8 protein-coding genes are annotated in these 22,874 nt (G+C 68.0%); 7 read left to right on the forward strand and 1 reads right to left on the reverse strand.

From position 1 onward, the window contains the following. The first annotated feature begins 54 nt into the window (after positions 1-54). The 7 genes from ACFTS5_RS01720 (at position 55) to ACFTS5_RS01750 (ending at position 22,035) form a co-directional block, all read left to right on the forward strand. The gene (locus ACFTS5_RS01720; protein ID WP_378628275.1) at positions 55-18,201 is read left to right on the forward strand and encodes an amino acid adenylation domain-containing protein; all 18,147 of its coding nucleotides are present in this window, start codon (positions 55-57) and stop codon (positions 18,199-18,201) included. A 211-nt stretch (positions 18,202-18,412) separates the two neighbouring features. Then, the gene (locus ACFTS5_RS01725; protein ID WP_378628276.1) at positions 18,413-18,943 is read left to right on the forward strand and encodes a biotin transporter BioY; all 531 of its coding nucleotides are present in this window, start codon (positions 18,413-18,415) and stop codon (positions 18,941-18,943) included. Positions 18,944-18,955: 12 nt separating this feature from the next. Beyond that, a complete protein-coding gene (locus tag ACFTS5_RS01730; RefSeq protein WP_378626642.1) occupies positions 18,956-19,636 on the forward strand; it encodes an energy-coupling factor ABC transporter ATP-binding protein in 681 nt (226 codons plus the stop codon). After that, positions 19,633-20,235 carry an energy-coupling factor transporter transmembrane component T family protein gene (locus ACFTS5_RS01735; RefSeq protein WP_378626643.1) on the forward strand — a complete coding sequence of 201 codons (603 nt, stop codon included), beginning with the start codon at positions 19,633-19,635 and terminating at the stop codon, positions 20,233-20,235. The genes ACFTS5_RS01730 and ACFTS5_RS01735 overlap by 4 nt, the downstream gene beginning before the upstream one ends. Before the next feature lie 44 nt (positions 20,236-20,279). Further along, positions 20,280-20,870, forward strand: coding sequence for a TetR family transcriptional regulator C-terminal domain-containing protein (locus ACFTS5_RS01740; RefSeq protein ID WP_378626644.1), 591 nt, complete (start codon positions 20,280-20,282; stop codon positions 20,868-20,870). Positions 20,871-20,985: 115 nt separating this feature from the next. Continuing rightward, entirely contained in the window at positions 20,986-21,726 is a 741-nt protein-coding gene (locus ACFTS5_RS01745) for an SDR family NAD(P)-dependent oxidoreductase (protein WP_378626645.1), read from the forward strand. Positions 21,727-21,822: 96 nt separating this feature from the next. Beyond that, positions 21,823-22,035 (forward strand): 4-oxalocrotonate tautomerase family protein, encoded by a 213-nt coding sequence (locus ACFTS5_RS01750; RefSeq protein ID WP_378626646.1) that lies wholly within the window; start codon positions 21,823-21,825, stop codon positions 22,033-22,035. Between the two features lie 72 nt (positions 22,036-22,107). On the opposite strand, the gene ACFTS5_RS01755 is transcribed toward ACFTS5_RS01750, so the two are convergent. Beyond that, on the reverse strand, positions 22,108-22,668 hold the full coding sequence (locus ACFTS5_RS01755) for a hypothetical protein (RefSeq protein ID WP_378626648.1): 561 nt from the start codon (positions 22,666-22,668) through the stop codon (positions 22,108-22,110). Positions 22,669-22,874: the final 206 nt, after the last annotated feature.

Consider the following 22,874-nt stretch of genomic DNA (forward strand, 5'->3'; position numbering starts at 1 on the left):
GTCGATATGGGCCGAAAGAGTCGCGTCGATGGCAGTCAGGACCGGTCGAAGCGGTTGGAAATCGGCTCATTCCGTTATTCCCGAAAAAAGAATTCCGGTAACGGTTCCGGCACTGATTCCAACGGCAGTGGACACCCGTCATTCGAAATCTTCCCGCTGACGGCGGCGCAGCGGGGGATCTGGTTTGCCCAGCATCTCACGGAATCGTCACCGATTTCTGTGGCCCAATACGTCGAGATCGCGGGCGAGGTGGACGCCGAGCTGCTTGCCGAGGCCTGCCGAACCGCCAGTCGTGAGTTCGGATCCGGACACACGCGACTGATCGAGGTCGACGGAGAGCCCTGTCAGTTCGTCGACGAGGACCGTGGAGGTCCGGTATCGGTCATGGACTTGCGCCATCACACCGATCCGGTGGCGACCGCCCGCGCGATGATGACTCAGGACTATTCCGCGCCGCTGGACATGCTGAACGACGACCTCGTGACGAGCATCGTGTTCCGGGTCGGCGAGGACCATTTCCTGTGGTACCAGCGCGCGCACCACATCGCGCTCGACGGATTCGCCGCGGTAACGATGCTGCACCGGATGACCGAGTTGTACAACGCTTGGGTGAAGTCCGAGGAACCGGCATCGTGCGCGGCGCAGGACCTGGGGGTCATCGTCGAGCAGGATCTGGCGTACCGGGGTTCGACGCGTTTCGACAACGACCGCAGATACTGGCTGGAGCATCTGGCAGGCGCGCCGCCCGCTGTCAGCCTGGCCGGTCGCGTCGGCAAGCCCACTATTCATCCGGCGCTGGTCAGCACAGAGCTGCCCGACGCCACCGCGCGGCTGCTCGACAGTGTCGCGCTCGAACACGGTCAGAGCGTGGCTCCGACCATCGTCGCGGCATTCGCCGCCTATCTCGCGCGAATGACCGGAAGCGACGAAGTAATGCTGAGCCTGCCGGTTTCGGGTCGGCACTCCGCCGTGCTGCGCCGTTCCGGGGGGATGGTGGCGAACGTGGTCCCGCTGCGGGTGCGGGTGGCCGGCCGCAACGTCGGTGAACTGATCGCCGCGGTGCAAAGTGAGTTGACGAGTGCACTTCGGCGGCAGCGCTACCGCCAGGAGGACATATTCCACGATATGGGGATCGCGCGCGACGAGGCGGCGTCCTTCGGGCCTGCTGTGAACCTGATGCTGATCGAGAACGAGGTGGTGCTCGGCAACACGACAGGCCGCCTGAACGTCCTCACCTCGGGCCCTACCGCCGACCTATTCGTCAATATCTATCCGGGTGCGGGCAAAGACAGTACGCATATCGACTTCCAGGGAAATCCGAATGCCTACACCCCGGACGAGCTCGCTGGTCACCACCGGCGATTCCGCATGTTCCTGCACGAGTTCCTCGCCGGGGGAGCGGAATATCCGGTCAGCGGATTGTCACTGCTCGACGTGCACGAACGGTCCACGCTGCCGCGAGTGCGGGGGCCGAGCGGAGTCGAAACACGGCTGCTTCCCGAGATTCTGACCGAGAGCGCGCGCCGCAATCGCAGTGCGTGCGCGATCACCTCGGCCGGGCAGACGATGACCTACGGCGAGCTGGACGACAGATCCTCCCAGCTGGCCCGGCATCTGACAGCGCTGGGTTGTGGCCCGGACACAGCGGTGGCGATCATGCTGCGACGCTCGGTCGAATCCGTTGTGGCGACCTGGGCGGTCGCGAAATGTGGGGCCGCGGTCGTCCAGCTGGCCCCCGAGTACCCGCGCAAGCGGGTAGAACACATGGTCGCCGACAGCGGCGCGGCCGTGGCGATCACGATCGACGAGCTGCGCGACCAACTCCCACCGGCGACGCGTTGTGTGGTTCTCGATGATCCCGCGACCCTGGGGGAAGACGGCGCCGGCAGCGGGCCGATCTCCGACTACGACCGGACCCGGCCACTGCGCCCGTCCAATATCGCCTACATCACCTATACCTCGGGATCCACCGGAACGCCGAAAGGCGTCCAGGTCACGCACACCGGCCTCGCGAATCTGATTGCCGACCGGGCCGCCACCTACGGAATCGACACGACCGCTCGGGTGTCGTATGCGCTCTCGCCCAGTTTCGACGCCTCCATGGAACAGTTTCTGACCTGCTTCGCGAGCGGATCCACGCTGGTGATCGTGCCGCCCGAGGTGACCGGCGGCGAGCCGCTCACGCGACTGCTGGCCGACGAGCACGTGACCCACCTGACGCTCACGCCCACGATGCTGGCAACCGTGGACCCGGATCCGGCGACCGACGTGCGCGTGCTCGTGGTCGGCGGCGACGTATGTCCACCGCACGTCATCGAGCGGTGGGCGCCGTCGCTGTCCATGTACAACGAATACGGTCCCACCGAAGCCACCGTGACCGCCGCCGGCGCCATGCTGAGACCCGGCCACGCCCACCTGGTCGGTGGCCCCATTCGTGGCGTCGCGGCGATGGTGCTGGACCGAACGCTGCAACCGGTGCCGAACGGTACCGCGGGCGAGCTGTATCTCGCCGGGCCGGGATTGGCCCGCGGATACAGCCATCTGTCCGTCGAAACCGCCGCCCGGTTCGTCGCGGATCCGTACGGCGGCGCCGGCGAGCGGATGTACCGCACCGGCGACCTCGCACGCTGGACCGGCGACAACGCCGAGATGACGCTGGAATTGATGGGACGCAGCGACTTCCAGGTCAAGATCCGTGGCTACCGGATCGAACCGGGTGAGATCGACGCCGCGCTCACCACCCACGAGGACGTGGATCTGTCCGTGACGGTGCCGGTGCCCAACAACGCGGGCACGACCGTGCTGGCGTCGTATGTGGTCCCGGTCAGCGGCCGTCGGATCGAACCGCTCGAACTCCAGCGCTTCGCCCGTGATTCGCTGCCGCCGCAGATGGTTCCGGCGGTGATCATCGCGTTGGACAGCCTCCCGGTGAACGCGTTCGGCAAGCTCGATCGCAGCGCTCTGCCGAAGCCGGAATTCGGGACCGCGCCAGTCGGCCGGTCGCCGGCCACCGCCCGGGAGAAGGCGGTCGCACGGCTGTTCACCGAGGTGCTCGGCGTGCCTCTCGTCGGGGCGGACGACAGCTTCTTCGCCCTGGGCGGCGACAGCATTCTGTCGATCCAGCTGGTGGCGCGGGCCAAAGCCGATGGCCTGAGTTTCTCCACCCAGGATGTGTTCGTGCACAAGACCGTTGCGGGCTTGGCGGCCACGGCGACGACAGCGAGCGATACGCCCGAGTTGGCGGAGTTGCCCGGAGGCGGCGAAGGACCGATGCCGTTGTCGCCGATCATGTGCGCAATGCTGGATCGGGGTCACTACGACCGATTCGCACAGGCCGCGCTCGTGCAACTGCCCGAAGGGGTCGACCGTGCGGGCCTCGTGCGCGCAGTGGGATCCCTGCTGGACCGCCACGACATGCTGCGCGCGGTATTGCGCGGCGATTCGGCTGATCGCTACGTCGAGGTGCTCGAGCGGAACGCGGTCGACCCGGACGCCGCGCTCGTCGATGTTCGCCTCGATCGACGTGACGCCGCCGAGGTCGACCGGCACCTGCAGGAGGCCGCCGATCGATTGGACCCGGGCCGGGGGGTGCTCGTTCAAGCCGTCTGGATGCAGGATCGCGACGGCTCGGGACCGGACCTGATGTGGCTGGTGATTCACCACCTCGCCGTCGACGTGGTGTCGTGGCGCATCATCCTCGCCGACCTCGCGCGGGCCTGGTCGCAGATCTCCGCCGGCGGCGAACCGGATTTCGGCCCGGTCACCACCTCGTTCCGGCGGTGGGCGCACGGCCTGGTCGAGCGGGCACCGGGCAGACGGTCGGCGGAACTCGACAGGTGGAAGGACGTCCTCGCGCCGGGTGATCAGCTAGTCGGATCGCGCCGTCTGGTTCCCGATCGTGACGTCGGCGCCACGGCGGGCCGGGTCCATCAGCGCATCCCGGCAGCGGTCACCGAGGCGGTTCTCACCACCATTCCGGATCGCTTCCACTGCAGCGCCAACGATCCGCTGCTCGCGGCGCTGGCATTGGCACTCGGTGAGTGGCGGCGCAGGCGCGGTACTGCGGCGGACGCGGGCGAGTTGATCTCGCTGGAGGGACACGGCCGCGAGGAGCGGGCCGTGCCGGGCGCCGATCTCAGCGGCACCGTGGGTTGGTTCACCACACGCTTCCCGGTCCGGATCGACTGGGACGGTGTCGATCTCGATGACGCGCTGGCCGGCGGCGTGAGTGCTGGGCTGGCGATCAAACAGGTGAAGGAGAAGTTGCGGGCGGTGCCGGGCAACGGCATCGGCTACCAGGTGCTGCGTCATCTCGATCCCCAGGGCAGTGCCGAGCTCGCGGACCTGCCCGAACCTCAGATCAGCTTCAACTACCTCGGGCGGGTGAGTGTCGGTGAACGATCGATGCCCTGGGCGCCCACCACCGAGTTCACCGCACTGACCGCGACGAACGATCCGGGGATGGCGCTGCCGGCCGTGCTCGATGTCAATGCGATCGCCGAGGAAGGACGCGACGGGCTCGAACTCGACGTGACCTGGGAGTTCGCCTCGCAGGTAGTGGGTGGCGAGGAGGTCGACGAGCTCACCGAGCTGTGGGCTCGCGCGCTGGGGGCACTCGCCGATCACGTCCGATCCGACACCGGCTACGGCTTCACTCCCTCCGACTTCCCGCTCACCGCCGTCTCGCAGGACGATGTCGACCACTGGCTGGGGAAATACCCGTCGATGATCGATGTGTGGCCGCTCACCGCCTTGCAGACCGGGCTGCTGTTCCACACCATCTACGACCGCGACGGCGACGATGGCTACATCGTGCAGGTGGCGCTGACATTCGCCGGGCAGGTGGACGGTGCGCGGATGCGCCGCGCCGCGCAGGTGCTCATCGACCGGCACGACAGCCTGCGGACCGCGTTCGTCGAGAGTGTCGACGGACCACGGCAGATCGTCCTGCGCGACACCGAAGTCGAGTGGGGCGAGTCGAATCTCGCCGGCATCAGCGATGCGGGCAGGCGGGCGCGAGCACTTCGGCGACTCGCGACGGCGGCCGTGGCTCCGTTCGACCCGGCCCGTCCACCGCTGGTGCGTTTCCACCTCGTGCGCACCGGCGTCGACACTTTCCAGTTGCTGGTCACCAACCACCACCTCGTGCTCGACGGCTGGTCGATGCCGCTGCTGATCCACGAACTGCTCTCGTTGTACACCTCCGATGGCGACACCGCCGAGCTCGCGCCCCCACGTTCGTACCGAGAGTATCTGCGGTGGCTGCAGGCACAGGATCGTGACGCCGCAACCGCCGCGTGGCGGGAGGCGCTCGCCGGAATCGACAGTCCGACACGGGTCACGGGCAGGCCGGATCGGTCCGTCGCCGCGCACGTCGGTGAGGTCGACCTGAACCTGGACGCGGCGACCACCGCCGCGCTTCTCGATCTGGGCCGCTCACACGGCGTCACCGCCAACACGGCCCTGCAGGTGGCGTGGGCACTGCTGGTCGCGGCGCAGACCGGACGGTCGGACGTGGTCTTCGGCAATACGATCGCGCACCGCCCGCCGCAGATTCCGGATGTCGAGCGCATGGTCGGGCTTCTCGTCAACACCCTGCCTGTCCGAGTCCGCCTCGAACCCGGCGAAACCGTCGGCGACCTGCTCGTCCGCGTGCAATCCGAGCAGGCCGCCATGCTGGATCACCAGTACGTCGGCTTGGCGGAGCTGCAACGGGCCACCGGCATCACCGATATGTTCGACACCGCGACGGTGCTCGAGTCCTATCCGCTCGACCGGGACCTGCTGGCGCGCGATCTGTCCGACGCGGGCTTGCGGTTCGTCGAGATCGACGCACACGACGCCACGCCGTATCCACTGAGTTTGCAGGTGTCCCCGCCGCGGTCGAGTCGCGACCGGCGATCGGATGCCGCCGACGAGCCGAGCACCTACACAGTGACGCTGAAGTTCGCCACCGACCGATTCGATTCGGACGAGGTCCGCACGCTGCTCGAACGCTTCGAACTCCTTCTCACGCAGATCGTCAGGTATCCCGCCCGCAACGTCGCCGCGATCTCCTCCTGCTGGGATTCCGAACGCGCGGAACTGCTTTCGGTCGGCAGCGAGGAGCCGCCCGCCGCGGAACTCGTGCTGCGCGACATCCTGTGGGGGACCGCGCGCAGGTATCCGGATGCTGTGGCCCTGCGCAGCGGTGACACCACGTGGACCTATCGTGAGCTCGAGCGCCGCGCCGACCGGTTCGCTCATCTGCTGGCCCGCCATGGTGCTCGCGCCGAGTCGATCGTCGCGTTGGCCGTTCCCCGTTCGGCTGAACTGGTGGTCGCGATCTGGGCGGTGGCGAAGGCAGGCGCCGCCTTCCTGCCCTTGGATCCCGGCAATCCCGCCGCGCGGATCGCGGAGTTGCTGTCCGACTCCCGGACCGGTCTCGGCGTGACGACCAGCGATGTCGCGCCGAGTCTTCCGGATACTGTCGACTGGTTGATACTGGACGCTACGGCTTCGGATGCTGACGAGGATCTACCACGTCTGTCCGACATCTCGGCCGGGGGCGATCGGCTGTCGGCCGACAACGCGGCATACGTGATCTACACGTCCGGATCGACCGGTAAACCGAAGGCGGTCCACCTCAGCCATCGTGGCCTGGCCGACCTCGTCTCGGCGCAGGTCGACGCCTTCGGTGTCGGTCCGGGTTCGGTGGTGCTGCAGGTCGCGTCGCCGGGTTTCGACGCCTGCTTGTCGGAGTTGCTGTTGGCGCACGGTAGTGGCGCCGGTCTCGTGGTGTCGCCGCCGGAGGTGTACGCCGGCGCCGATCTCGAGGAATTGCTTCGATCGCAGCAGGTTTCGCACGCGATCATCACCCCGTCGGTGCTGAAGACCATGGATCCGACGCGGACGCCGTCGTTGACATCGCTCGCGGTCGTCGGCGAAGCCACCGAGCCGGACACCGTGAACCGGTGGGGGCACGGTCGACGGCTGATGAATCATTACGGACCGACCGAGTGCACGATCTGGGCGACGGGGTCGGACGCCCTGGTGCCCGGCGAACCGGTGACGATCGGCGGCCCGATCCGGGGCGCGTCCGCGATGGTTCTCGACAGGTGGCTGCGACCGGTGCCGGTCGGTGTCGTGGGCGAACTCTATATCGGTGGGCCCGGACTTGCCCGCGGATACGTCGATCGACCGGACGTGACCGCGTCGCGCTTCGTCGCGGATCCGCGATCGGTTCGCGGCGAACGGATCTACCGCACCGGTGATTCCGTGCGCTGGGTGCGCGGTCGCGCCGGACTGGCGCTGGAGTATCTGGGCCGAGGCGATCAGCAGGTCAAGATCCACGGCCTGCGGATCGAGCCAGGGGAAATCGATGCTCACCTGGCTCTGCACCCGGAGGTGGCGAGCGTCGCGACCGTCGTGGTGAAGGGGCCTGCCGACGAACCGGTTCTGGTGTCCTATTTCGTCTCCCCCTCGGGCGCCGCGGTAGACGTGGCGGCACTCGGCGACGATCTCTCACGCACACTACCTCGCTATATGAATCCCGCAGCGATCGTGCAGCTGGAGGAGATGCCGCGCACACCTACGGGAAAACTCGATCGGAAAGCATTGCGGCAGAGGGCTTTCGATTCCCACGCCACGGACGGCAGAATGCCGTCCACGCATGCCGAACAAGTCATGGCGAGACTCTTCGCCGACGTGCTCCATCTCGACACCGTGTCCGCCGACAGCAATTTCTTCGCGCTCGGCGGTGACAGTATCGTCTCGATGCGACTGGTGGCGCTGGCGCGATCGGCCGGGCTCACGCTCACGCCGCGAGATGTCTTCGAAGGCAAGACAGTTGCCGCCCTCGCCGCGATGGCCGACGCCGATGTGGCTCCGCAGGTGGACCGCGTCTCGGATTCTCCGCTCGTCGCCCTCACCCAATCCGACCTCGATCGGCTCGAGCAGCAGTACCACGGCCTGTCCGACGTCTGGCCGTTGTCGCCCATGCAATCCGGTGTGCATTTCCACTCGACGTTCGATCCGGATGCCGGGGACAACTACACCGTCCAGACGATGATCGGATTTTCCGGCGAGGTCGACGGTGAACGCCTGCGCCGTGCCGCGCAGGCCGTGGTCGACCGGCACGATATTCTGCGGGCCGCCTTCGTGGAGACCGTGGGCGGGCCGCGCCAGATCGTGCTCGACCATGCCGAGATCGGCTTCCGGGAGATCGATCTCGCCGGTGACGGCGGCGCGGAACTCCCGGCCGATGCCGCGACGATCGCCGCAGCGGACGCGGCGGCGGGATTCGACCTGTCGGCTCCGCCGCTGCTGCGCTTGACGCTGATCCGTCTCGACGCGGGGTCCTTCCGGCTGCTCGTCACGAATCACCATGTGATCCTGGACGGCTGGTCGATGCCGCTGCTGATGCGCGAACTACTCGACTACTACGGGTCTCCCGCCCATATCGACTTCGCCGGACCCGCACCCTCCTACCGCGACTATCTGTCCTGGCTGGGGCGGCAGGACACTGCCGCATCCAAGGCGGCATGGGCACAGGCCTTTTCGGATGTCGACGCACCCACCCGGGTGTCCCGCGACGTGCTCGCGACGGGTTCGGTGTCCGCCGCCGAAATCGAGGCCGAGCTGACGGCAGATCGTTTCGGAGAACTCCGTCGAGTGGTGGCCGAGTCGGCCGTCACCATCAATACGGCGGTCGCCGCGGCCTGGGCTCTGAATCTGCGGGTACTGACCGGTGAGACCGATGTGATCTTCGGATCCGCGGTGTCGGGACGGCCACCGGAGTTGCCGCGGGTCGATCAGACGCTCGGCATGTTCCTGACCACGATTCCCGTGCGAGTCCCGCTCGACCCCACCATGACGGTGCGCGAGTTGCTGACCGGCATACAAGAGCGGCACGCTCGCATGCTGGATCATCACCACATCGGCCTCCCCGAGATTCACCGCAGCGTCGGTCTGCCCGAACTCTTCGACACCGCCGTCACCTTCCAATCGTTTCCCGTCGACCGGACGGCACTGCAGCAACTCATCGAGTCGGCGGGCCTGCGAGTGGACGAACTCAGCGGTGTCGACGCTACGCCGTACCCGTTGAGCCTGGTCGTGGCACCGAAACAGTCCGCGCACGGCCAAGCACAGGCACTGCGGATCACCCTCCGTTTCCACGACCACGCGTTCGGCGCCGCGGCGGCGCGCCGGATCCTCGACCGCTTCGTCGCGTTGCTCGGCCGGGTCGCCGTCGACGCCGACGTACGGCTGGGTGAGCTGCCGCTCGACGAGGAACCGGGGCCGTCGTGGCCGGTTTCGGGTGCGCGACCGGCGATCCCGGACACGCTGGACCGGATCCTCGCCGCTCGCGCTGCCGCCGAACCCGCCGCGATCGCCGTGCGATGCGGTGCGACCGCCATGACGTACCGGCAACTCGACGAGCGATCCACCCGTCTGGCCCGGATCCTGCTGCGGCATGGCGTCCGTCGGGGACAGGTCATCGCCTCGGTGCTTCCGCGATCCCTCGCGGCAACGGTGACCCTGTGGGCCGTGGCGAAGACCGGTGCCGCGGTCCTGCCGATAGATCCGACCCTGCCATCGGAGCGGATCGACTTTCTGCTGTCGGATTCGGCAGCCGTGCTCGGGCTGACCGACTCATCCGCCCGGACGCACCGTCCCGACGGCGTCGACTGGCTGTTCCTCGACCAGGAGCAGATGCTCGGCGACGCGGATTCGGTTCCCGCTGTGCCGATCACCGATGCCGAACGCGGCGGACCGATTCGGCGGGATCAGACCGTGTACGTGAGCTACACCTCCGGGTCGACCGGTATGCCCAAGGGCGTGCTCGTCAGCCATCGCGGCCTGGCCGACATCGTCGCGGCGCAGCGGCGGATTCTGGGCGTCGACCCGAGCTCGGTAGTGCTGCAGGTGGCCTCGCCCAGCTTCGACGCCTCGGTGTTCGAGTTGTTGATGGCCCACGGCTCAGGCGGCCGACTGGTCGTCTCGCCTCCCGATGTCTACGCCGGACCCGAGCTGGCGGATCTGATCGGGCGCGAACATATCTCGCACGTGGTGATCACTCCCTCCGCGCTGGCGACACTCTCGTGCGACGGTCTCGAGGGGCTGCGTGTGCTGGCAACAGCCGGTGAGGCGGTCGGGCCGGAACTGGTCGACCGGTGGGCGCCGCATCGCACCATGGTCAATCTCTATGGGCCCAGCGAAAGCACGATCTGGGCTACCGCCAGCGACACACTGGCGCCCGACGCCGCGATCACGATCGGCAGGCCGGTCGGCCCCGTCGCGGTCGTCGTTCTCGATACCTGGTTGCGGCCCGTGCCACACGGTGTCGAGGGCGAGCTGTATCTGTTCGGTCCCGGCCTGGCCGATGGGTACGCCGCCAGGACGGGGTTGACCGCGTCGCGGTTCGTCGCCTGCCCGTTCGCGGAGCCGGGTCAGCGCATGTACCGCACCGGCGACGTGGTGCGCCGTGGCGTCGATGGCGACCTGGAGTTCGTGGGACGCAACGATTTTCAGGTGAAGGTGCACGGCACCAGGATCGAGCTGGGAGAGATCGACGCGGTGCTCGACGCGCGGGCGGATGTGGCGTATGCGGTCACGGTGCCGCGCCGCGACGGCGGGCGAGCGGTGCTGCTGGTGTCCTATGTCGTGGCTGCGCCGGAGGCGGAGGTATCGGGCGAGCAGTTGCGTGCGGCACTGGCCGAGGTGTTGCCCCGGTACATGGTGCCGTCCGCGGTGATGGTGCTGGACGAGGTGCCGCTGACCGTCAACGGGAAGCTGGATCGCGATCGGTTACCCGAGCCGGTTTCCCTCACGCGAGAATTCCGGGCGCCATCGCCAGGGGTGGAAGAGCTGGTCGCGCGGACATTCGAGCAGGTACTCGACGTGGACCGGGTGGGAGTCGACGACGACTTCTTCGCGCTGGGCGGCGACTCCCTGAGCGCCTCGATGGTGGTGGCGCGCCTGGGCGCTGCCCTGGATACGCGGGTACCGGTGCGGTCGGTTTTCGAGGAGCCGACCGTCGGCGGATTGGCCGGTCTCGTCGCGGCGCTCAGCGGTGGGGGCCGGTTGCCTCTGCTGCCGGGAGCGCACCCCGACTCCGTGCCGCTGTCGCTGGCACAGCAGCGGATGTGGTTCCTGAACCGGTTGGAGCCGGATTCGGCGGTGCACAACATTCCGGTGATGCTGCGGCTGTCGGGACGGCTGGACACCGAAGCGCTGGCTGCCGCGCTCGCCGATGTGGTCGCGCGCCACGAAGTATTGCGGACGATATATCCAGAAGTCGCCGGTGAGCCGCGCCAGGTCGTTCTCGACGAGACCGCGGTGCCGGTGCGGGCGGTGCGAGTGCCCGCGGATTCCGTCCCGGAGGTGGTGGGCGAGTTCGTGCGGCGTGGATTCGATGTGACCGTCCGGGTGCCGATACGAGTGGGATTGTTCGAACTCGGCACCGAGCGCGACAGTGACACAGGAGAATTCCTGCTGGTGCTCGTGGTCCATCACATCGCGGGCGATGGTCAGTCGATGGGGCCACTGGCCCGTGACGTGATGGTGGCGTATGCCGCGCGACTGGCCGGGCAGGCACCGCTGTGGGAGCCGCTCGCAGTACAGTACGCGGATTTCGCGTGGTGGCAACGGCAGATGCTGGGGGCCGCGGACGATCCGGCGTCGTTGATGTCGGAGCAGCTGGAGTTCTGGCGCTCGACGCTCGCGGGCGCACCGGACCGGCTGGAACTTCCGGCCGACCGCCCACGCCCGGCCGTCGCATCGCTGTCGGGAGGCCGGGTGCCGGTGGAGATCGATGCGAGGCTGCACGAGCGGCTGGTCGCGCTGGCACGGTCGAGAGGGTCGTCGCTGTTCATGGTGATGCACGCGGCGCTGGCAGCGGTGCTGGGGCGGCTCAGCAGCAGCGATGACGTGGTGATCGGCACCCCGGTCGCGGGACGGGGCGAGCCTGGTCTGGACGACCTGGTGGGGATGTTCGTGAACACGCTGGCATTGCGGACCCGGGTGGATACGGGCGAGCCGTTCGCCGAGTTGCTGATGCGCACCCGGCAGACGGACCTGCTGGCGTTCGAGCACGCGGACGTGCCGTTCGAGCGGGTCGTGGAGGAGTTGAACCCGGAGCGATCGGCGGCACGACATCCGTTGTTCCAGGTGGCCTTGGCGTTCCAGAACGTGTCGACGATCGAAGTGGTGCTGCCCGAGGTCCGGGTTGCCCGGGCGGAGGTGGATACCGAGGCGATCCAGTTCGATCTGCAACTGGTGCTGGCCGATTCATCCGGTAATGCCGCTGTGGCGCAGGGTATGTCGGGAATGCTGACCTTTGCCCGGGATCTGTTCGACGAGGCGACCGCGGCGGCGATCGTCCGGCGGCTGGTGCGGGTACTGGAAGCCGTCGCCGACGATCCGGCCGTGGTAGTCGGCGATATCGACTGGCTGGAAGCCGGCGAATGCTCAGCGCTCACCTCGCGGGTCGGGGCGCACACCGTGGCGGCGCTGGAGCCGTCCGGACTGCTGCCGGAGGTGTTCACCTCGGCCGTGCGGGACAACGGCGACGGTATCGCCGTCGTCGCGGGGGATGCCACGCTGTCGTATGCGCAGCTGGACGAACGATCGAGCCGACTGGCGAGGGTGCTGATCCGCCGTGGCGCCGGACCGGAGAATCCGGTGCTGGTGGCAGCGGCGCGGTCGACGGGGTCCGTCGTCGCGTGGTGGGCGGTGGTGCGGTCGGGTGCGCCTTACGTGCCGGTCGACCCGAGCTATCCCGATAGCCGGATCGAGCAGATGGTGTCGGATTCTGGTGCGACGCTGGGGGTTACGGTGTCGTCGGTGCGCGCCCAGCTGCCCGATTCGGTGGACTGGATCGTGCTCGACGACCCGGCCGTCGCCGCGCGGATCGACGCGGCGGCGAGCGGCCCGATCGGCGACGACGAGCGGACGCGGCCGCTGCGGGCTTCGGATGTCGCCTACGTCGTCTTCACCTCCGGATCCACCGGAGTGCCCAAGGGCGTGGCCATCACACATTCCGGCATCGCCGGCTTCGTCGCGGGGCGGCGCGCCGACCGCGAGCTACAGCACACGTCCAGGGTGTTGCATTTCGCGTCGCCGTCGTTCGACGCCGCGGTGATGGAGATCCTGATCGCGGCCAGTCGAGCCGGCGCGCTGATCGTGGCGCCGACGGGGATCTACGGCGGCGACGAACTGGCCGAGTTCTTGCGCGTGCAGCGGGTCACCCACGCCTTCATCACCCCGGCCGCGCTCGCGTCGGTGGATCCGGCCGGACTCGACGACTTGCGGATGGTGATGTCCGGTGGTGAGGAGGTCCCGGCGGATCTGGTGAGCCGATGGGCGGGCACCGACGTGGCGGGCGCCCGGAAGTTCCAGGTGCTGTACGGGCCGACCGAGGCCACGATGCTCGCCACGGCGACGCGCGCGCTGCGACCGGATGATCGGCCGACGATCGGTGCTCCACTGCCGGGAATACAGGCGCTGGTCCTGGACGACCGGCTGCGCCCGGTGCCGGTGGGGGTGGCCGGAGAGTTGTATCTCGCGGGTCCGGCGCTGGCGCGCGGATACCTGAACAGGGCGGCTCTCGACGCGGTGCGGTTCGTGGCGCATCCGTTCGGGGAACCGGGAAGCCGCATGTACCGGACCGGTGATGTGGTGCGCTGGAATACCGGCGGCGACCTTGAGTTCTTGGGGCGCAACGATTTCCAGGTGAAGATCCGCGGTTACCGGGTGGAGCTGGGTGAGATCGACGCGGTGCTGAGCGCGCGAGCGGAGGTGGCATACGCGGTCACGGTGCCGTGGCGTGCGGGCACCGGTCCGGCACAGTTGGTGTCCTATGCGGTGCCCGAAACCGGCGCGAACGTCTCGGGCGAACAGTTGCGCGCGGCATTGGTCGAGGCGCTGCCGTCGTACCTGGTGCCCGCCGCGGTGATGATCCTCGACGCGATCCCGCTGTCGCCGAATGGAAAGCTCGACCGCGCGGCCCTGCCCGCACCCGTCGTCCAGGTCAAGCGATTCCGGGCACCGGTGTCACCGGCGGAGGAAATAGTGGCAGGCGTATTCGCCGACGTCCTCGGTAACGATGGTCCCGTAGGCGCCGACGACGACTTCTTCGACCTCGGCGGCAACAGCCTGGTGGCCACCCGGGTGGCCGCGCGGATCGGTGCCGCGCTCGATGTGACCATCCCGGTGTCGATGATCTTCGAAGCGCCGACAGTCGAGAGGTTGGCCGCGCGCGCCGAATCGCACGCCGATACCGGTCGGGTAGCCCTGACCGCGCAGCCGCGGCCGCAGCGAATTCCCCTGTCGTACGCACAGCAGCGGATGTGGTTCCTGAACCGGCTCGAGCCCGGCTCTGCCGCCTACAGCATTCCGATGGTGCTACGGCTGTCCGGTCAGCTGAATGTCGACGCGTTGCGTGCGGCGATCGAGGACGTACTGAATCGGCACGAAGTACTGCGGACCGTATACCCGTACGCCGAGGGCGAGCCGTCGCAGGTGGTCCTTTCCGCCGCTGACGCCTTCGCGCCGATCACCGTGACCTCGGTCGCCGAACCGGAACTGGCCGAATCGTTGTCGGCGTTCGTCTCGACGGTCTTCGATGTGACGGTCGAGGCACCGGTGCGGGCACGGTTGTTCGAGCTCGGCCGGGACGAGTGGGTCTTGGCCGTGGTGGTGCATCATATTGCCTGCGACGGGTCGTCGCTGGGCCCGCTGGCACGGGACATGATGACCGCGTACACAGCTCGCCTGCTCGGGCAGTCGCCGAGTTGGCCGCCGTTGCCGGTGCAGTACGCCGACTACGCGATCTGGCAGCGGACGGTACTGGGGGGCGAAGACGATCCGGAGTCGCTGCTCCGTGCCCAGATCGACTACTGGACACGCGAGTTGGCCGAGCTCCCGGTGGTGCTGGGGCTGCCGACCGACCGCCCGCGTCCGCCCGTGCAGTCCCATGCGGGCGCGAGCGTACCGATCACCGTCGGCGCCGATCTGCATGCGGGATTGCAGCAGGTCGCGCGAGCACACAACACGACGCTGTTCATGGTCTTCCATGCTGCGCTGGCGGCCACGCTGGCCCGGCTGGCCGATACCGACGATATTGCGATCGGCACGCCGTTCGCGGGACGCGGCGAGCCCGAACTCGACGATCTGGTCGGGATGTTCGTCAACACCCTGGTGCTGCGGACCCGGTTGACGCCGGGGATGACGTTCACCGAGCTACTCGAACACCAGCGGGGGACCGATCTGGCCGCGTTCGGGCATGCCGATGTTCCGTTCGAGCGCCTGGTGCAGGAGCTGAATCCGGTGCGGTCGCACGCCCACCATCCGCTGTTCCAGGTGATGCTGGCGTTCCAGAACGTCGGCGGGGCCCAGTTCGAACTTCCGGGGCTCTCGGCGTCCGCCGCGACGGCCGACACCGACCTCGCACTGTTCGATCTGCTGATCACGATGTCGGATTCCTATGACTCCGCCGGTGACCCGGCCGGCATCAGCGGCGGGGTGATCTACGCGAGCGACCTCTTCGACGCCACGACAGCGACAGCGATCGTCGATCGCCTGCTGCGATTGCTCGGCGAACTGGTAACCGATGCGACACAGCCGGTGCGCGAGGTGGATCTGCTCGGCGCCGATGAGCGGGAAACCATCCTGACGCAGTGGAATTCGACCGATCACCGCCTCCAGCCGGAGGAGACGCTGCCCTCCGTCTTCGCCCACTCCGTGCAGGCGCGAGCGGACCAGCCCGCGGTGACAGCCGGAGAGCAGACATTGACCTATGCGGAATTCGCGTCCCGCGTCAATCGGTTGGCGCGGTGGTTGATCTCCTGCGGAGTGGGGCCGGAGTCTTTGGTGGCGCTGCGGATGCGGCGTTCACTGGACCAGGTCGTCGCCGTCTACGCGGTGCACGCCGCCGGGGGCGGATACGTGCCGGTTGATCCGGACCTGCCGGCGGACCGCATCGACTACATGCTGTCCATCGCCGCACCGGTGCTGGAGTTGTCGTCCCTCGACGGGCTGGAGCTGTCGGGATTCGATGACGGGCCGGTCACCGACGCCGATCGGCTCGCACCGCTGCGCTCGCACAATGTCGCGTACGTGATCTTCACTTCGGGGTCGACCGGTCGACCGAAAGGTGTTGCGGTATCGCACTGTTCGGTGGTCAACCAGGTGCGGTGGGTCAACGAGACCTACGCGCTGACGCCGAACGACGTCGCGATGCTGAAGTCCCCGGCTACGTTCGACATGTCGGTGTGGGAGTTGTTCGCGCCGCTGGCGGTGGGCGCGCGGCTGGTGATCGCGCGGGCGTACGGGCATACCGACCCGGCCTATCTCGCCGAAACCATTGCCGCTCAGCGGGTCACGGTCGCCGCGCTCGTGCCGTCGATGCTGGCGGTACTGGCGGACATGGCGCCCGCGCGGTCGCTCGAGTCGGTGCGCACGCTCCTGGTGGGCGGTGAGGCATTCGACCCCGAGACGGTGGCCGCGGCACGGCGAACAATGCCCGGGGTCGCGTTGCACAATCTGTACGGGCCGACCGAATGCACTGTGTGCGCGACCGCGCATCGGCTGACCGAAGCCGAGAACGCGAACATGCCGATCGGCTCACCGGTATGGAACACGCGGGCGTACGTACTCGACGACCGGCTACATCCGGTACCGCCCGGCGTCGCCGGGGAGCTGTACCTGGCGGGCACCCAGCTCGCGCGCGGCTACCAGTCACGTCCGGGCCTCACCGCGGAACGGTTCGTGCCCGACCCGTACGGTGAAGGCCGGCGCCTGTACCGCACCGGCGACCTGGTGCGCTGGCGCCGCAACGGCGAATTGGATTACCTGGGCCGCACCGATTTCCAGGTGAAGCTGCGCGGCCTGCGTATCGAACTCGGCGAAATCGAGGCAGTACTCGCCGAGCACCCCAGCGTCGCGCGGGCGATCGCTGTGGTGCGCCCCATCGGCACGATGGAGCACCTCGTCGGCTACCTCGTGCCTGCCGCGGGCGCCACGGTCGATACCGCGGCGGTGGCGGCGCACGCGGCGACCAAACTGCCCGACTACATGGTGCCCGCCACGATGATGGTGCTCGACACGGTGGCCTTCCACTCGTCGGGCAAGCTGGACCGTCTGCGGCTACCGGAGCCGGTGCTCGCGGTAGCGGAGTTCCGGGAGCCCTCGTCGTGGCTGGAAGGTGAGGTCGCACGGGCCTTCGGAACGGTACTCGGCGTGGATCGGGTGGGCGCCGACGACGACTTCTACGCATTGGGCGGCAACTCGCTGAAGTCGGTGCAGGTGGTGAGCGAGTTGCGCAAGGAACTCGACTACGAGGTTCCGATCAGCTGGATGCTGTCCGACCCGTGCCCGGCCGACCTGGCGAAGCGGATCGAATCCAGAATCCGCTCCGGTCCCGCCGCCGACGGGGCCGATGCCGGCTTCGACATCCTGCTGCCGATCCGCACCGGTGGTGAGCGAGCCCCACTGTTCTGCATCCACCCGGCCGTCGGCCTGTCGTGGTGTTATCGCACCCTCGACCACTACCTCTCCGACGGTCGACCGATCTACGGCATCCAGGCGCCACAGATCGCCGGCGAGATCCCCGGTCCGACATCGATCGAGGAAATGGCCGCCCGCTACTTCGACGAGATTCGCGCGGTCCAGCCACACGGTCCCTATCACCTTCTCGGCTGGTCACTGGGTGGCGCGATCGCCCATGCCATCGCCGTCGAGATGCGCGCCGCCGGTGAACAGGTCGCGCTGCTGGCGCTGCTGGACGCCGAGGTGGGCGGTGTCGACGAGTCGACGCTGCGCGCCGTCACGGCCGGTGAGCTGATCAGTAATCTCGGCCCGGTCATGGGCGTCGATTTCGTCGACCCCGATGCGACTGCCGAGGAGGCCGCCGACCTGATCGAACGGCACCTGGGGAGCAGCCTCGGGATCGACGCCGCCCGGATCCAGCGCCTGACCGATGCCTACAACCTGGCGATCCGGGCAGCCGGTGCCTGGCGTCCCGCGGTCTTGGACAGCGACATGCTCTATTTCACCGCGACACGCGACAGACGATCCGATGCCGCGGGCCACGAGGGATGGGCGCGGGTGGTCCGCGGCCAGATATCGATTTTCGACATCGACGCGGCCCACCTCGAAATGACCCAACCGGATGCGATCGCCCAGATCGCCCGGATTCTCAACGCGCGACTGGATCGATGACCGGATAGCCCCGCGCGATCAGCCGTCCGCACCGGGGGTGCTCCGACCCCGCGGCGTCAGCTGGTGTCGGCCCGCGGCGGCGTCGTTCCGGTTGCGGCGCCGACCTGGTCGCCTGCTATTTTGAACGTTGTTCAATTCTGTAGCGAAGGATGTCTGCGTGCCCGAAGTCGAGAAGTCCCCGAAGTGGGCAACCGCGTTCACCGCACGGGACATGGCGCAGATCGCGGTGTTCGCGGCCCTGATCGCCGCGCTCGGCCTCCCCGGCGCGATCACCGTCGGATTCAGCGGGGTGCCGATCACGCTGCAGACGCTCGGGGTGATCCTCACCGGTGCGATCCTGGGCGCGCGCAAGGGCACGGCCGCGGTGGCGGTGTTCATCGCGTTGACGATGATCGGGCTGCCGCTGCTGTCCGGCGGCCGCACCGGACTCACCGCGCTGGCCTCGCCGACCGCCGGGTACCTGATCGGCTGGATTCCGGCGACGCTGGTCATCGGGTTGTTGACCGCGATGATCCTGCCGAAGTATCCGATCGTGTTCGGTCTGCTGATCAACGCACTCGGCGGCATCGTGATCATCTACCTGTTCGGCACCGCGGGACTGCTGGTACGCACCGATCTCGACCCGTGGGCGGCGGTGTCGACCAACTTCGCGTTCGTACCGGGTGACCTCGCCAAGGTCGTGATCGCCACGGTCGTCGCCAAGGGCGTGCATCGCGCGTATCCCGGGCTGATCCGTGGCTGATCGCAGCGCGTCGTGAGCGAGATCGTCGTCGAGGCGGTGGGTCACCGTTTCGGTGACCGGACCGTGCTGCGCGACATCGATCTGCGGATCACCGAACGCCGCGTCGGCTTCATCGGCGCCAACGGGTCGGGCAAATCGACGCTGGCCCGCATGCTCAACGGACTGCTGAAGCCGACCACCGGCACCGTCACCGTCGACGGGCTCGACGTCGCCCGTAAGGGCGCGCAGGTGCGGCGCAAGGTCGGCTTCGTGTTCACCGACCCCGATACCCAGATCGTGATGCCGACGGTCGCCGAGGACCTCGCGTTCTCGCTGCGCCGCAGCGGTCTGAGCAAGTCCGATATCGCCGCACGGGTCCAGCGGATGCTCGACCGCTTCGGCCTCGCCGCGCACACCGACCATCCGGCGCACCTGCTCTCCGGCGGACAGAAACAGCTGCTGGCCATCGGTTCGGCGCTGATCCGTGAGCCCGAGGTGATCGTCGCCGACGAACCGACCACGCTGCTCGATCTGCGCAACGCGCGGCGGGTCTCGCAGGCGCTGAACTCCCTCGATCAGCAGGTGATCGTGGTGACCCACCAGCTCGGACTGCTCGACGGGTTCGATCGAGTCGTGGTGCTGGACAACGGTTGCGTCGTTTTCGACGGCGCGCCGGTGGCGGCGATCGACGCGTATCGGCACCTGATCGAATGATCGGCCTGTACTGCCCCGGCGACTCGCCGCTGCACCGGATGCCCGCGGGGGTGAAGCTGGCGCTGTTGCTCGGTTCGATCCTGGCGATGACGGTGTTCGTTCGCGGGCCGCTCGGTGTGCTGGTCGCCGTGGCGCTGGTGGCCGGTTTGTTCGCGCTCGCCCGCGTCTCCTGGCGGGTGGCCTTCGCCCAGGTACGCCCGGTGCTGTGGATGACCGCGATCATCGGGGTGTTCCAGCTGCTCACCACCTCGCCGACGCGGGCGGTGGTGGTGTGCGGGGTGTTGCTCGTATCGGTGGCTCTCGCGGCCCTGGTCACGGTGACCACGCGGGTGAGCGCCATGCTCGATGCGCTGACTCGCGCGCTCGGCCCGCTGCGTCGCGCCGGAGTGAACCCGGAGCGGGTGGGTCTGCTTCTGGCGCTGGCCATTCGGTGTGTTCCGCTGCTGGCGCAGATCGTCCACGATGTCGGCGAGGCACGGCGTGCGCGCGGGGTGTCGTGGTCGGCGACCGCACTGGTCACACCCGTGCTGGTGCGGGCATTGCGGACCGCCGACGCGATGGGGGAAGCCCTGGCCGTACGCGGTGTCGACGACGACTGAGGTCGGCCTTGCCATTCCTAGACGACCGGTCGTATAGTTCTCGCATGGCACGACCAAGGCGCAGCGACGACACGAGAGCGCAACTCATCGAGGAGGGCGCGGTCGGCCTGCTGTCCAACGGCTACCACGGCACCGGCATCAAGCAGGTGCTCGACAAGGTCGGGGTGCCGAAGGGTTCGTTCTACAACTACTTCGACAGCAAGGAGAGCTTCGCCCAGGCGGTCATCGAGCATCACTCGCAGTGCGTGCAGCGCAATCTCGCCGCCGCGTTCGCTGTGGCGCCGGACCCGCTCAGCGGTGTCCGCGCCTTCTTCGCCACCCTGACCGACGATTTCGTCGCCTCCGAGTACACCGGCGGCTGCCTGATCGCCAACCTCGGTGGGGAACTGGAAGGCAGTGAGCTGCTGCGGAAGTCGCTGTCGGATGCCTGGGCGGTCTGGCGCGACGGCATCGCCGGCGCCTTGGGTGAGGCGCAGGCGCAGGGCACCGTGCGCGCCGACATCGATGCCGTGGATCTGGCCGATCTCCTGCTCGAATCCTGGGAGGGTGCGGTGATCCGGATGAAGATCGACCGCACCGTCGAGCCGCTCGACAAGTGTCTGCGCCGGCTGCTCGACGACTACTTCCGGCCGTAACTCCCGTCGGCGCCGATCCGGCGCCGATCTGATCAGCATCGTCGGCCTTCGGGGCGGCCCCCTGTGGTCGCCATTAAAAGACGACCGGTCGTATATCTATTGAAAGGATCAGTTCATGTCCACATCGAAGACGGTCATAGTGACCGGTGGTTCCAGCGGCATCGGGCGTGATGTCGCGCGTGCTCTCGTCGCCCGCGGCGACAACGTCGTTCTCGGCGGGCGCGACGCGGACAAGCTCGCAGAGGTCGCCGCCGAGCTGGCCGCGCCCGGACAGGTGGCTGCCGTGGTCGGTGACATCGCCTCGCCCGCAACGGGTTCAGCGTATGTGCGCACCGCGCTCGATCGGTTCGGCCGAGTCGACGCGCTGATCAACAGCGCGGGCGTCTTCGGGGCCACGCCGTTCGTCGACGTCACCGAGGCCGAACTCGATCGCTACCTCGGCGGCAATCTCAAGGGCACCTACTTCACCACCCAGGCCGTCGTTCGACAGCTGCTCGCCCAGGGCGAAGGTGGCAGCATCGTCAACATCGGCACGGTTCTGATCGACCACGCCCTCGCCGGCCTGCCCGCCTCGGCCGCGCTCATCAGCAAAGGCGGTGTGCACGCGCTCACCACCAGCCTGGCGGCCGAACTCGCCTCCGCCGGAATCCGGGTGAACGTGGTAGCCCCCGGCATCATCCGCACGCCGCTGTTCGGCGACGGCGACGAGCGCGCGTCGGGCGCGCTGGCACTGCTGAACCGGATCGGCGAGGTCGCCGACACCACCGCGGCCGTGCTGTATCTCACCGACGCCGAGTTCGTCACCGGCCACATCCTGCCCGTCGACGGCGGCTTCGTTTCCGGCCGAGCCGCCTGAATCGGCGAAAAGAGCTACTACACAACGGATTCGGGTTCGCAGCGCCCCGACCTCCGGTCATCCTGTGAGAGCTGCACCCATCGAAAGGACACGCTCATGCCGTACGTGAACATCAAGGTCACCGACGAGAACGTCACCCCGGAACAGAAATCGCAGCTCATCAAAGGGGTCACCGACCTGCTCTTCGACGTGCTCGGCAAGGCGCCCGACAGTACTTATGTCGTGATCGACGAAGTGCCGCTGACGGATTGGGGTGTCGGTGGAGTGAACGTCGCCGAGTATCGCGCCCGTCGCGCCGCCACGGAGTGAGTTATCGGTACCGGGCCGTCGGCTCAGTGCCCCGGCTCGGGCACCGTCACCGGGCGAGAGCGCGGGGCCGACTCACAGTGGGCCGTCGAACTCGATCGAGGCGTCCAGGGCGAACCAGCCCATGGACGTCAGTTTCGCACCGCGCTTGAAGTAGCTGGGTCCCAGCCACAGACCCGGTTCTATCTCGCGCAACTCGTCGTAGATCCGGTGGGCGGGACCGGGCCTTCCGGCCCGGAGATCGTCGTAGTCCAATCGCACCGCCGCCCGTCCGTCGACCGAGGACGCGCCGACCGTTGCCACGAAGTTCAGTGCCCGCATACCGCCGAGCAGGCGGAAGATGTTGTGCCCGAATGCCATCCCGCCGTCCACGTGACGAAAGGACTTGCCCACCCAGAAGTAGGCGGGACGGTCCATCAGCGGTCCGAGCAACCGGGAGCCGGTCGCGGGAAAGGACCGCATCACCAGATCGCCGGTCAGCCGGCCGAAATCTGACGCTGTCGTTTCCGGCGCCGCGGTGAACAGCTGCGTGAACGCGGCGATACCCGCCGCGGACAGGGCATCGAGGCGCGGACGTCGGTCAGATGGTCGGTGGACCGGCATCTGACCGTTCGCGGACAACGGTGTCGGCTTCATGGGCGGACTCGATTCTGTCGGAACTCGGTCCTCGCATCGTGCCAAGTGGCGGCGCCCACCGGTGCCGTTTTCGCCGGAGGCGACGTCAACCGGGGCGGCCCCCGGGAGCGTGGCGGGCCCCCGGGGGGGGGGTTTGATAAAGGTGCCGCCCAGGGTGCGGGGCCCCCCCCCCCCCCGCCCGGGCCCCCCCCCGGGGAGGAGCTCGC

This window comes from Nocardia sp. NPDC056952 (assembly GCF_042674185.1).
Taxonomy (GTDB): domain Bacteria; phylum Actinomycetota; class Actinomycetes; order Mycobacteriales; family Mycobacteriaceae; genus Nocardia.

What these genes read in the sequence shown, in the direction of transcription:
- ACFTS5_RS01725 (WP_378628276.1), top strand. Translation starts at nt 18,413, where the DNA reads ATGGCGCAGATCGCGGTGTTCGCGGCCCTGATCGCCGCGCTCGGCCTC.
- ACFTS5_RS01735 (WP_378626643.1), top strand. Translation starts at nt 19,633, where the DNA reads ATGATCGGCCTGTACTGCCCCGGCGACTCGCCGCTGCACCGGATGCCC.
- ACFTS5_RS01740 (WP_378626644.1), top strand. Translation starts at nt 20,280, where the DNA reads ATGGCACGACCAAGGCGCAGCGACGACACGAGAGCGCAACTCATCGAG.
- ACFTS5_RS01745 (WP_378626645.1), top strand. Translation starts at nt 20,986, where the DNA reads ATGTCCACATCGAAGACGGTCATAGTGACCGGTGGTTCCAGCGGCATC.
- ACFTS5_RS01750 (WP_378626646.1), top strand. Translation starts at nt 21,823, where the DNA reads ATGCCGTACGTGAACATCAAGGTCACCGACGAGAACGTCACCCCGGAA.
- ACFTS5_RS01755 (WP_378626648.1), bottom strand. Translation starts at nt 22,668, where the DNA reads ATGAAGCCGACACCGTTGTCCGCGAACGGTCAGATGCCGGTCCACCGA.